10 protein-coding genes and 1 pseudogene are annotated in these 11,491 nt (G+C 71.7%); 5 read left to right on the top strand and 6 right to left on the bottom strand.

What is annotated here, in order from left to right:
* Positions 1-30: 30 nt before the first annotated feature.
* On the bottom strand, positions 31-396 hold the full coding sequence (locus tag ACFWWR_RS47115) for a hypothetical protein (RefSeq protein ID WP_383877825.1): 366 nt from the start codon (positions 394-396) through the stop codon (positions 31-33).
* Positions 397-518: 122 nt separating this feature from the next.
* Positions 519-1,301 (bottom strand): hypothetical protein, encoded by a 783-nt coding sequence (locus tag ACFWWR_RS47120; protein ID WP_383877809.1) that lies wholly within the window; start codon positions 1,299-1,301, stop codon positions 519-521.
* A 427-nt stretch (positions 1,302-1,728) separates the two neighbouring features.
* On the opposite strand from ACFWWR_RS47120, the gene ACFWWR_RS47125 reads away from it, so the two are divergent.
* The gene (locus ACFWWR_RS47125) at positions 1,729-2,274 is read left to right on the top strand and encodes a transglycosylase family protein (protein WP_384310545.1); all 546 of its coding nucleotides are present in this window, start codon (positions 1,729-1,731) and stop codon (positions 2,272-2,274) included.
* On the opposite strand, the gene ACFWWR_RS47130 is transcribed toward ACFWWR_RS47125, so the two are convergent.
* From ACFWWR_RS47130 to ACFWWR_RS47140, 3 genes are read right to left on the bottom strand one after another with little or no spacing between them, the layout of a single operon-like run.
* Positions 2,258-2,953: an ATP-binding cassette domain-containing protein gene (locus ACFWWR_RS47130; protein WP_384310546.1), complete on the bottom strand. Its 696-nt coding sequence runs from the start codon at positions 2,951-2,953 to the stop codon at positions 2,258-2,260. The two genes, ACFWWR_RS47125 and ACFWWR_RS47130, sit on opposite strands and share 17 nt — an antisense overlap.
* Positions 2,950-5,688, bottom strand: coding sequence for an ATP-binding cassette domain-containing protein (locus ACFWWR_RS47135; RefSeq protein WP_384310547.1), 2,739 nt, complete (start codon positions 5,686-5,688; stop codon positions 2,950-2,952). The genes ACFWWR_RS47130 and ACFWWR_RS47135 overlap by 4 nt, the downstream gene beginning before the upstream one ends.
* Positions 5,688-6,164: a hypothetical protein gene (locus ACFWWR_RS47140; protein WP_384310548.1), complete on the bottom strand. Its 477-nt coding sequence runs from the start codon at positions 6,162-6,164 to the stop codon at positions 5,688-5,690. The genes ACFWWR_RS47135 and ACFWWR_RS47140 overlap by 1 nt, the downstream gene beginning before the upstream one ends.
* A gap of 123 nt (positions 6,165-6,287) precedes the next feature.
* Between ACFWWR_RS47140 and ACFWWR_RS47145 the strand changes: the two genes are divergently transcribed.
* The 3 genes from ACFWWR_RS47145 (at position 6,288) to ACFWWR_RS47155 (ending at position 9,221) form a co-directional block, all read left to right on the top strand.
* Positions 6,288-6,824 carry a hypothetical protein gene (locus tag ACFWWR_RS47145; protein ID WP_383877817.1) on the top strand — a complete coding sequence of 179 codons (537 nt, stop codon included), beginning with the start codon at positions 6,288-6,290 and terminating at the stop codon, positions 6,822-6,824.
* A complete protein-coding gene (locus ACFWWR_RS47150; RefSeq protein WP_384310549.1) occupies positions 6,799-8,091 on the top strand; it encodes an ABC transporter substrate-binding protein in 1,293 nt (430 codons plus the stop codon). The genes ACFWWR_RS47145 and ACFWWR_RS47150 overlap by 26 nt, the downstream gene beginning before the upstream one ends.
* A gap of 89 nt (positions 8,092-8,180) precedes the next feature.
* A complete protein-coding gene (locus tag ACFWWR_RS47155) occupies positions 8,181-9,221 on the top strand; it encodes a helix-turn-helix transcriptional regulator (RefSeq protein ID WP_384310550.1) in 1,041 nt (346 codons plus the stop codon).
* Positions 9,222-9,261: 40 nt separating this feature from the next.
* Here ACFWWR_RS47155 and ctaD read toward each other — a convergent pair.
* Positions 9,262-10,791, bottom strand: a pseudogene (ctaD, locus tag ACFWWR_RS47160) (cytochrome c oxidase subunit I); the annotation flags it as partial.
* Positions 10,792-11,246: 455 nt separating this feature from the next.
* Here ctaD and ACFWWR_RS47165 point away from each other — a divergent pair.
* Positions 11,247-11,462 (top strand): I78 family peptidase inhibitor, encoded by a 216-nt coding sequence (locus tag ACFWWR_RS47165; protein WP_383877823.1) that lies wholly within the window; start codon positions 11,247-11,249, stop codon positions 11,460-11,462.
* The last annotated feature ends 29 nt before the right edge of the window (positions 11,463-11,491 follow it).

The following is an 11,491-nucleotide window of genomic DNA, read 5'->3' on the forward strand; positions in this document are numbered from 1 at the left end:
CCCGACCGGGGGGCCGCCCTCTTTCATGCCTCAGCCCCTGCGCAGTCCGGGCGGCAGCGCCGCCGGTACGTGGTGCATCCCGGTGCTGTGCTGCTCTCCGATCTGCCCCACCCGCTGCCACTGCGACTGCTGACGGGCGTTGTACGCCCCCACGCTGTAGGCGCTGTAGGAGGTGCTGAACGAGCCCGTACCGTGCGGGATGTTCCCGAAGGCGGTGAAGCCCAACTCGTCCTCGCCACTGCGGTCACCCGGCAGGGAACGGAACGACTTGACGTACTCGGAGTAGAGCGCGTCGTAGATCGGCGTGGCCGATGGGCCGCCGGAGGGCTCCTGAGCCGACCGTGCAGGCGGGATCGACTGGAAGGAGTGGCGGCGGGGAACGTCGTAGGTGTGCACGTATGTCCAAACGACCCCGCACATGAAGAGATGCGGTCGGGCGGCCGCCCTTCAGGGGCGCGACCAGCGGCGTACCACCCGTAGCCGCCGACGGTCGCACAGCCCTCTCCCGGCCGGCGCGGTCACGTCCCCGCGAGCGGCATCGCGGCCGCCACCAGCTTTCCGTTGGCCGCCGCCTTGTCCAGCGCGTCCCGCAGCAGGTCCTCCCGCGGCTGCCGCCCGATCGAACCCACCGGAGCGGCGAACATCAGCACCTGCTGGTGCTTGTTCGCGGCGGCCCGCCAGCTCTCGGTCACCTGCAACGGCTGATGCGCCTGCCACCAGGCCACCGGCTGCCCGCCGTTCGGCGAAGGCTGGAGCACCGCGTGCAGCTGGCCCACGGCCAACAGCACCGACCACCCGTGCAGTACGGAAGGCGCGGAGTCGATCGTCGTCAGCGGCATGAACCCCTGCTCGATGAGCAGCGGCAGGAAGTCGTCGCCGACCCCCGTCGCACCGGGCCGCACGATCGGGGCGGTCGGCTCGACCACCAGCGCCGGGTGCAACTCCCCGGCGATCAGGACGAGTCCGCTGGTCACGCCCAGCACGGCCTGCTCGGGCGTGATCTTGTGCGGCTCCAGGTCGACCGTGTCGCCGGTGATGGACTTCACCGCTCCCTGGAGCTGCTCCTCGGTGACCTGGACCACCTGGGAGGGCAGGCAGCTGGCGTGGGCGAAGGCGAGGACGGCGGTCTCGTCGCCGATGAACAGGACGGTGCTGGTGCGCTCCTGCTCGGAGTCGCCCTGGGTTCGGCAGGAGGTGCAGTCGTAACTGCCGGGGGCGTTCTCTCCGGCGAGCAGCCGGTCGGCTTCTTCGTCGCCGATCTCGGCGCGTACCTCGTTGCTGACGTCGAGCATGCGCGGCACGGGTGGCTCCCTCGGGATGTGGTGCATGGCGGGGCCGGGTGGCTCCCGGCCCGTGAACCGGGCGGGTCCCGGGCTCATGAAGGAGACAACGGGCGATCTGTGGCGGGAGTCACGCTCCACGGCGAACGGAATCGAACCACCCCCAGCGCAGGGTCACCTGTGGTACGGATTCCGGCACCCGCGGTCAATTCCTCTAAAGACAAAGGAAGTTGGGTCGGTCAGGTGGGTCACAGATCGTCGAGGCGGCTGGTCGACAAATCATGAAATCAGCGAATGAAGTGGGTGGCTGAAAACGCCGATACCCGAGGTGACGGCGAACTGGCTTCGCGGCACTGCTCGCCCCGCCCGGTCCGCCGACCGGGTGGGGCCCCGAGCGCGCCGGACGCGCCGCAACAGGGATCCGGCAGACGCTGCTTAGCGTGGCCCGATGCACCCGAAGCCGATCAAGCTCGCTCTGGCCGCGGCCCTGTTCTGCGCCCTCGCATCCGGCGTCGCGCACGCGGCACCGCCACCACCGGCTCCCGGATCGTCCTCGACGCGCGTGACCTACGCGTGCGCCGAGGACCAGTGGCCCTGGGGCTGCATCGCCGAGTGCGAGAGCGGCGGGCGGTGGCACGTCAACACCGGAAACGGCTTCTACGGGGGGCTGCAGTTCTGGCAGCCGACCTGGGAGCACTTCGGCGGACTGAAGTACGCCCCGCGCGCGGACCTCGCCACCCGCGAGGAGCAGATCGCCGTCGCCCAGGAGGTGGTGGCCGTGCAGGGCTGGGAGGCCTGGCCGGTCTGTGCCAAGAGGTACGGTCTCAAGGGCCGGATGCACACGGTGAAACCCGGTGACACGCTCGTGGCGATCGCCCGCAAGTACGGCGTCAAGGGCGGCTGGCAGGAGCTCTACAAGGCGAACAAGGACATGATCGGCCGTTATCCGGACCGGCTGAACCCGGGCACGCTGCTGGTCATCCCGAAGGGCTAGGCCCGGGCCTCCGCCGTGTTCGGTCCGCCGCTTCCCGCATCCGGAACTCGCCCGCCTCTCCACTGAACGACACGGCCCCGCGGCGCAGTTCGTACACCACCGCGGTCCGGCCGTGCAGTACGGGCGGCAGCCGCTGCTCGGCGACGACCACGCACGCGTCGAGCGAGGCCAGCAGCGCGTACGTGCGGGCCGCGACCGTGGGCGACATGCCCTGCGCGGGCTCGTCGACGAGCACCACGCGCGCGCGTGCCAGCAGGGCGCGGGAGAGGGCGAGCATGCGCTGCTCGCCGCCGGAGAGGGTGCCGGCGCGACGCGCGAGCAGGGGCGCGAGCTGCGGGTAGGCGTCCAGGGCGAGGTCGTACGCCGGCGTCGTGAGTTCGAGGTTCTCGCGCACGGTGAGGGAGCCGAACACCGCCTGACGTTCGGGGACCAGGCACAGACCGCGGCGGGCCCGCTCGAACGCAGGCAGCCGGGTCACGTCGGTGCCGTCCCAGAGCACCGCGCCGCCGGACAGCGCCACGGTGCCGGCCAACGCGCGCAGCACGGTCGTACGGCCGGAGCCGTTGCGGCCCAGCAGGACGGCGAGGCCGCGGCCCGGGGCGGCGAGGGTGACGCCGTGCAGGGCTTCCAGGGGGCCGTAGCGCACGCGCGCGTGGCGCAGTTCCAGGGCCGCGGTCATGCGCGGGCCTCCTGGGCGCCGAGGGCGTCGAGGACGCGTGCGGGCGGGCCGGAGGCGACGATGCGGCCCGCCGTCATCACGTGTACGACGTCGGCGAGGCCGGCGACCAGGTCCAGGTCGTGTTCGACGACGAGCAGGGCGGTGCCGTCGGCGGCGAGGGCCTTGAGGACCTTGGCGAGCGCGGTGACCTCGGCGGTGTCCAGGCCGGCGGCGGGCTCGTCGAGCAGCAGTACCCGCGGGCTGCCTGCCAGGGCCCTGGCCAGCTCGACGCGGCGCAGTGTGCCGGTCGGCAGACCGGCGGCGGGCAGGGCGCGCACCGGCCCGTCGAGCCCGAGCAGCCGCAGGGCCCGCTCCACGGCGTCGGGGTCGGTGACGCGCCCCTGCTCCGCGCCCACCCGAACGTTCTCCGCCACGGTCAATGACGGGAAGACGGCCAGTTGCTGGAAGGTGCGGGCGACACCGAGCCGCGTGCGGGCGTGCGCGGCCAGCCGGGTGACGTCCCGCCCGCCGAGGAGGACCTGCCCGTGCGAGGGGCGGTGCGTCCCGGCGAGGCAGTGGAACAGGGTGCTCTTTCCGGCGCCGTTGGGGCCGACGATCGCGGTGATCCGGCCGTGGGGGACATCGAGGTCGACGCCGTCCAGGGCGGTGAAACCGTCGTAGCGGGCGTGGAGGTGGCGGGCCGTGAGGGTGCCGGGTGCGGGCGCGGGTGGGGGTGCGGGTGTGCTGGGCGGCACCCGGCCTGCCGGGTGCGGGTTCTCACCCGCACCACCCGTGCGACTTCCGTGGTCGGGTGCGGGTGGCCCTGGTGGGGGCGGAGCGCCGTCGGTGGCCGCGGGATCCGGTTGGCGGGCCTCCGCCCGACCTGCCGCCGGGCGCTGTTCCCCGGCCCGCAGCCCCGACCGCACCCGCTCCCCGAGCGGCGTCAACACCGCCCTCCGCCGCAGCCGCAGCTGCCCCGCCGCCGTCCGCAGCGCCTCGTACGGTCCTCCGGGGAAGCGGCCGACCAGCACCGCCAGCACCCCGATCAGCGCCGCCGCCAGCCCGCCCCGGGCGCCCGCGTCGAGGCCCACCAGCAACGCGGCGGCGGCGAGGGCGCCCAGAGTGCTGTCGGCGCCCAGGACGACGACCGCGGCGAACCAGAGCAGGCCGCGGACCGGGTCGTAGGCGCCGGGGTCGAAGGCGCGCAGGCCCATGCCGAGCATGCCGCCGCCGAGCGCGGCCAGGGCGGCGCCGGCGACGAAGGCGAGGAGTTTCAGGGACGGGACCCGGACGCCCGCGGCCGACGCGCCCGCCTCGTGGTCGCGCATGGCGGCGAGGGCCCGTCCGGTGCGGCCCCTGCGCAGGGCATGCGTCGCCAGCAGGGCGGCCACCAGCAGGAACAGCTCCAGGACGTAGTACGCGCGGTCCCCGTCGAAGCCGGCCGGGCGGCCCAGCGACAGCCCGGAGACGGCGTACGGCTGGGCGAAGACGAAGCGGCTCACCCCCACGCCCACCGCGAAGGTCGCGAGCGCGAGAGCCAGGCCTTGGCGGCTGATCGCCGGCCAGCCCGTCAACAGGCCCAAGGGGGCGACGAGGAGGACCGCCACGGCCAGCGCGGCCAGCTCGGGGAGGCGGGGCAGTCCGGGGAAGCGCCCGGCGGCGAGCAGGGCCGTGAAGAGCGCGCCCAGGCCCGCGTACGCCGCCTGCCCCAGGGAGATCTGCCCGCCGCGGCCGGTGACCACCACCAGGGAGAGCAGCACCACGCCCAGCGCCGGCACCTGGACCGCCGTGTGCAGGTCCGATCCCGCGAAGCCGAGCGGCAGCAGGAACAGTACGGCGGCCACGATCCAGGCGCCCGGCGGTGTCGGCACGCGCGCGGTGGCCGTGCGCGGAAGCGCGTCGCGCGTGCCGATCCGGGGGAGTGCGAGCGCCGCGAGCAGCAGGGCGACGACGAAGAGGTTGGCGCCGACCGCCTGGAGCAGCGGTTCGCCCCAGCCCGACGGGTGCAGTCTCGTCAGCTGGCTCTGCGCCACCCCGATGCCCAGCGCCACCACCACGGCCACCGGCAGGCTGCGCATCCGCGCGGCCACCGCGACCGCCACCACCTCCATGACGAGCAGCGGGAGGCCGTACGGGTCCAGGCGCACGTACGGCGCCAGCAGCACGCCCGTCAGACCGGCCGTGAACGAGCCGAACGCCCAGCCGGCCGCGGCCACCCGGTCCGCGTCGATCCCGCCGAGCACGGCGAGTTGCCGGTCGTCGACCACGGCCCGCAGTTCCCGCCCGAAGCGCGTCCAGCGCATCACCGTGCCGACCGCCGCGGCCAGCACGAGTACCACCGCCAGCTGCCCCCACGGGTCCGCCGACACCAGCTCCGGTGCGTCGTCCCGCGCGCCCTGCCCCCAGACCAGCGCGGCCCCGCCGACCAGGAGCACGAACACGCCGATGGATGCGACCAGCGTCTGCGCGGGGTCGCTGCCCAGCACCGACAGCGGCCGGAAGACGAAACGTTCCAACGCCATACCGAGGCCCGGCGCCAGCACCAGCAGAGTGAGAGCCGCCCCCGCCCACAGCGGCCAGCCCCACTCGACCACGCACTGCCGCAGCACGTACGCGCACACCATCGCGATCGCGCCGTGCGCGAAGTTGAGCACGCCGGTCGCGCGGTACGTCACGATCAGGCCGATCCCGGTGAGGGCGGCGGCGCTGCCAACCGAGAGACCGGCGAGCGTGAGGTCGTACGTCAGGGTGGACATCAGTCGGTTTCTTCGGTGGGCTCGCAGATGGGGCAGGGCCCCAGTTCGCCGCTCGCCACCAGCTTGGAGTCCACCGGCACGGCCTCCACCTTCCCCGAGACCAGCGGGCAGTCCGCCCGGTGCCAGAGGGTGCCGCCCGGCACCATCAGCAGGTTCCCGCTGACCGCCAGGGGCGCGGACGCCGGCTGCCCGGGTTCCTCCGAGTCGGCGGGCTCCGCGGCCACCAGAAGGCCGTACAGCTCCTCCACGCGGGCGGCGGCGAGTGCGTTGCGGCCGTGGGTGAGGAGTACCGCGCCCGCGACGATCAGCGCGGCGCCCGGGACCGTGCAGGAGGCGAGGTAGGGCAGCTGCCGTTCGGCGAAGCGCTCGCCCGAGACGCCGTACCAGCCGAGCACGCACAGCACTGCGCCCGCGGCGAGCGCGGCCCAGCCGGCCCACAGGACGGGGTGCACGGTCCGCAGTCGACCTGTCCGCATCTCTGGCTCCCACACGTCATGTGTCTGTCCATGTCAGCCGATGGCTTGCACTATGCCTTCTGTCAGCTGACCCTGAAAGCACCGGGCGCACTTGGCCCGGACCGACACCCGGTGGTGAGCCAGATGGTTCTCGGGAGCGACCTCAAGCGGAGGAACGGCGGCCGAGGGCTGGTGGCGGCGGTGTTCCTCCTCGCCTCGGCCCTCACAGCCTGCACGGACGACAGCGGCGGCAACGACACAGCCCCACCTTCGCCCTCGGTGGAGACATCCACCGGCGCGGAGCCGAGCGCGACCGCTCCGGACGACCCGACGGCGGCCGAGCGGGAGATCAAGCGGAACTGGGTGAAATTCTTCGATCCGGCCGTCCCGGTCGAGGACAAACGGGCCGTCCTGGAGAACGGCGACCGGATGGGCCAGGTCCTGGACGGTTTCAGCGGTGACGAGCGCGGCGGCCAGGTGGAGGCGAAGGTCAGCAAGGTCGAGTTCACCTCGCCGACCGAGGCGAACGTGACGTACACCCTCACCCTGAAGGGCGTCACGGTCATGCCCGACGCCGCCGGTACGGCCGTCGAGCAGGACGACGTGTGGAAGGTCTCGGTCAAGACGCTGTGCGGGCTGGTCGGCCTGAGCGGCAATGCCTCGCCGGGCCCGGGCTGCTGAGTCGGCCGTCGCGGGCCTGCTGCTCCTCCTGGGCACGGCCTGCGGCAGCCGCCTCCCGGAGAGCGACTTCGAGCACGGCGACCGGACGTCGGCGCCCGCGCGGGGGGAGGCCGCCCCCATCCGCGTCGGCATCATCACCAGCGCCACCAGCCCGGTCGGCGGCAACGCGTTCACCGGCCCGCGCGACGGCGCCAAGGCCTACTTCGACCGTCTCAACGCGCGCGGGGGCATCGACGGCCGTCCGGTCGAGGTGCGGCTGTGCGACGACGGCGGCAGCGGCGTCGGCAACAACACCTGTGTGCACAAGCTGATCGAGGAGGACAAGGTCGTCGCCCTGGTCGCCACCACCGCCCTCGACTACGCGGGCGCCTCCCGGGTCTCACGCGCGCGCGTGCCCGACATCGGGGGCCAGCCCATCGGGGCCGCCTACGATACCTGGCCGCACCTGTACGGCATCTACGGCAGCCTCGCGCCCCGCGAGGGCACCACCGGCTGGGACGGCGAGCAGTACGGCGGCACGGAGGTCTACCGCTACTTCAAGCGCGAGCACGGCGCCCGCACGGCCGCCGTCGTCTCGTACAACCAGGCCGCGTCCGCCGCCTACGCCTCACTGGTCGAGCGAGGGCTGAAGGCCGAGGGCTACCGGGTGGTCACCGAACAGGTCGACTTCGCCCTGCCGAACTTCCGTGCCGTGGCCGCAGATCTGAAGGAGCAGGGCGTCGATCTCGTCTTCGACGCCATCGACAGCCACGGCAACGCGCGGCTCTGCGAGGCGATGGACGACGCCGGCGTCCAGGTCACCGCCAAGGTCACGAACGTACAGAACTGGACGTCCACCGTCCCCGAGGACTACCAGGACGCCCCGCGCTGCCGCAACGCGCTGTGGGCGACCGCGTCCAGCCGCAACCACGAGGACACCGGCCATGAGGCCGTACGGGAGTTCAGGGAGGCCACCAAGGACCTGAAGAGGCAATCACAGTGGCAGTTGGAGGGCTGGGCGGCCGCGAGGTGGTTCACGGACGCGGCGAGGTCCTGCCCCGCAGGCGGCGTCACGCGTGCGTGCGTGGACGCCTTCATGAACCGCAGTGAGGGATACACCGCGGACGGCTTGCTCGTCCCGGTCGTGTTCGAGCGGTATGCCGAACCACCGAAGACCCGCAGAACCTGTCTGTCGGTGGCCCGCTGGAACGACGGCCGGGGCTGGGTGTCCCAGGGGGACATGGACAGCACCTGCTTCGACGTTCCCCAGCTGCCGTACCGGCCCTGAACAAGACCTGTCGTCGTCCGTGGCCCGCGTCGGTTCCTGACGCCCCTTGCGGACAGAAGCTGTCCGCGATCGCTGGCAGACTCGGTCCCATGTTGGAGACCTCGGCACGACTGCTGCGCCTGCTCTCGCTCCTCCAGGCCCACCGCGAATGGTCCGGCGCCGACCTGGCCGACCGCCTCGGCGTCACCCCGCGCACCGTCCGCCGGGACGTGGACCGGCTTCGCGAGCTGGGCTACCCCGTCAACGCCAGTCCCGGCACGGGCGGCGGCTACCAGCTGGGCGCGGGCGCCGAACTGCCCCCACTGCTCCTGGACGACGACGAGGCCGTGGCCGTCGCCGTGGGGCTGCGCACGGCCGCCGGACAGGGCATCGAAGGCATCGGCGAGACCTCGGTGCGGGCCCTCGCCAAGCTGGAGCAGGTGCTGCCCGGCCGGCTGCGCCGCCGCGTGAGCGCCCTGAACGCCTTCACCGTGCCGATGCTGCGCGGCCCGCTGCCCTCCTCCGTCGACCCGGCCGTCCTCACTGAGCTCGCCAACCTCTGCCGGGACGCCGAACGGCTGCGCTTCGAGTACCGCAATCACGACGGCACCCCGACCCGCCGCAGCGTCGAACCACATCGCCTGGTGTGCAGCGAGCGCCGCTGGTACCTGGTCGCCTGGGACCTCGACCGCGACGACTGGCGTACGTTCCGCGTCGACCGCGTCACTCCCAGGCCGCCGCACGGCCCGCGCTTCGCACCACGAACACCGCCCGCCGACGACCTCGCCGCGTACGTCTCCCAGGGCGTCTCGACGCGCGCGTACGCCTCGCACGCCGTCATCCGGCTGCTGGTGCCCGTGGAGGCGGCCAGGGAGCGGGTCTCTCCGTCGTCCGGCACGCTGGAGGCCTTCGACGGGAACAGCTGCGTTCTGCGCACCGGAGCCGCGAGCCTCGACGTGATGGTGCTCCACGTGATGATGCTGGGCTTCGAGTTCGAGGTGCTGGAGCCGGCCGAGCTGACGGAGGCGATCAGGACGGCTCGCGACCGGCTTGCTCGCTCTTTGGCTCGGGCTGGGGAATCTGCGCCGCGTACTCGGGATGGTGCAGGTCGAACGCCGGGGCCTCGGAGCGGACCCGGGGCAGCGTGGTGAAGTTGTGCCGGGGCGGCGGGCAGGAGGTCGCCCACTCCAGGGAGCGGCCGAAGCCCCAGGGGTCGTCGACCTCGACCTTCACGCCGTACTTGGCGGTCTTCCACACGTTGTAGAGGAACGGCAGCGTCGAGATGCCGAGCAGGAACGCGCCGATGGTCGACAGAGTGTTGAGCGCGGTGAAACCGTCTGCGGCGAGGTAGTCGGCGTACCGGCGGGGCATGCCCTCCGCGCCCAGCCAGTGCTGCACCAGGAACGTGGTGTGGAAGCCGATGAACAGCGTCCAGAACTGGATCTTGCCGAGGCGTTCGTCGAGCATCTTGCCGGTGAACTTCGGCCACCAGAAGTAGAAGCCCGCGAAGGTCGCGAAGACGACCGTGCCGAAGACGACGTAGTGGAAGTGCGCGACCACGAAGTACGTGTCGGTGACGTGGAAGTCCAGCGGCGGTGAGGCGAGGATCACCCCGGTCAGACCGCCGAACAGGAACGACACCAGGAAGCCGGTCGCCCACAGCATCGGCGTCTCGAAGGACAGGGAGCCCTTGATCATGGTGCCGGTCCAGTTGAAGAACTTCACGCCGGTGGGCACCGCGATCAGGAAGCTCATGAACGAGAAGAACGGCAGCAGCACCGCGCCGGTGGCGAACATGTGGTGCGCCCACACCACCATCGACAGACCGGTGATCGACATCGTGGCCGCGACCAGCGTCAGATAACCGAACATCGGCTTGCGGCTGAAGACCGGGATGATCTCCGTGATGATGCCGAAGAACGGCAGCGCGATGATGTAGACCTCGGGATGCCCGAAGAACCAGAACAGGTGTTGCCACAGGATCGCCCCGCCGTTGCCCGCGTCGAAGACCTGGGCGCCGAACCGCCGGTCCGCCTCCAGCACCAGCAGGGCGGCAGCGAGTACGGGGAACGCCATGAGGATCAGGATCGACGTGAACAGGGTGTTCCAGACGAAGATCGGCATCCGGAACATCGTCATGCCGGGGGCGCGCATCCCGATGATCGTGGTGATGAAGTTGACCGCGCCGAGGATCGTGCCGAAACCGGCCAGCGCCAGGCCCATGATCCACAGATCGGGGCCGACGCCGGGGGAGTGCACGGAGTCGTTGAGCGGCGCGTAGGCGAACCAGCCGAAGGCGGCGGGGCCGGACGGCACCAGCAGCGAGCCGAGCACGATCAGGCCGCCGAAGAGGAACAGCCAGTACGACAGCATGTTCAGCCGTGGGAAGGCGACGTCGGGCGCGCCGATCTGCAACGGCATCAGCTCGTTGGCGAAGCCCGCGAAGCTCGGCGTAGCGAACAGCAGCAGCATGATCGTGCCGTGCATCGTGAAGAGCTGGTTGAACTGCTGGTTGTCCACGATCTGCAGACCGGGCCGGGCGAGTTCGGCACGCATCAGCAGCGCCATCACACCGGCGATCAGGAAGAACGCGAACGACGTGATCAGGTAGAGATGGCCGATCTTCTTGTGGTCCGTGGTGGTCAGCCAGTCGACGACCACCCGGCCCTGCCCCTTGGTCCGCACGGGTCGTGCCGTCGCCTGCACGGTCTGCGTCCCCATCGCTCGCTCGCCCCTTCGCTCGCCATGTCCCGGGCCCGCCGAAGCCCGCGCCACGCGTACCCGCGAGCTCACGCCATGATGCTCGCGTCGTCGCGTGGTCCGACAGGGGGCGTACGGGGGTTCTGTGCCGGAACCGGGTATTTCTCATGCGGCATCAGCACCCGCGGGCCTCCGCGGAATCAGCGGGGGAAAGAGGGTCGGGAACGGTTCTCCCGGAACTCTCCGCCGGGCTTTTCTCACGACCCTTGCGACACGCGGGAATTACGTTCGATTACCTGCGGAAGGCCTAGGGAACCGCTCGTACGTGTGACGGCCCGCCGCGGCGGCAGCCGATGTCACGGGGCAAGAAACGGGTGTCGTGATCCTGTGACAGAAGCGTGACCGGAGAGGGACACGTGACGCTGGGTGCGGGGCCCGGCCTTCCCCGGTCGTCGGACAGGGCCTAGCGTGGCCGTATGGCACCCATTCCGACACCTCCCGCCGAACCCGACGACAGTCCGGACACCTATGTCGGCCTCGACTCCGACCGGGCCGAACGGCTCGCGCGCGAGCGGGGATGGCCGACGGTGCGTTCGCTGCCCCCGGGGGCGATCATCACCATGGAGTACCGCGTGGGACGGCTGAACTTCGAGGTGAAGGACGGGCAGGTGACCCGGGCCTGGAAGGGCTGACCCATCGAACTACGGCGACGGCCCCGGCT

This window comes from Streptomyces sp. NPDC058678, from assembly GCF_042714835.1.
Lineage (GTDB): Bacteria > Actinomycetota > Actinomycetes > Streptomycetales > Streptomycetaceae > Streptomyces.

Bases quoted from the DNA above. Each gene is read 5' to 3' on its own strand.
- ACFWWR_RS47125 (WP_384310545.1), top strand. From the start codon at position 1,729: ATGCACCCGAAGCCGATCAAGCTCGCTCTGGCCGCGGCCCTGTTCTGC.
- ACFWWR_RS47130 (WP_384310546.1), bottom strand. From the start codon at position 2,953: ATGACCGCGGCCCTGGAACTGCGCCACGCGCGCGTGCGCTACGGCCCC.
- ACFWWR_RS47135 (WP_384310547.1), bottom strand. From the start codon at position 5,688: ATGTCCACCCTGACGTACGACCTCACGCTCGCCGGTCTCTCGGTTGGC.
- ACFWWR_RS47140 (WP_384310548.1), bottom strand. From the start codon at position 6,164: ATGCGGACAGGTCGACTGCGGACCGTGCACCCCGTCCTGTGGGCCGGC.
- ACFWWR_RS47145 (WP_383877817.1), top strand. From the start codon at position 6,288: ATGGTTCTCGGGAGCGACCTCAAGCGGAGGAACGGCGGCCGAGGGCTG.
- ACFWWR_RS47150 (WP_384310549.1), top strand. From the start codon at position 6,799: ATGCCTCGCCGGGCCCGGGCTGCTGAGTCGGCCGTCGCGGGCCTGCTG.
- ACFWWR_RS47155 (WP_384310550.1), top strand. From the start codon at position 8,181: ATGTTGGAGACCTCGGCACGACTGCTGCGCCTGCTCTCGCTCCTCCAG.
- ACFWWR_RS47165 (WP_383877823.1), top strand. From the start codon at position 11,247: ATGGCACCCATTCCGACACCTCCCGCCGAACCCGACGACAGTCCGGAC.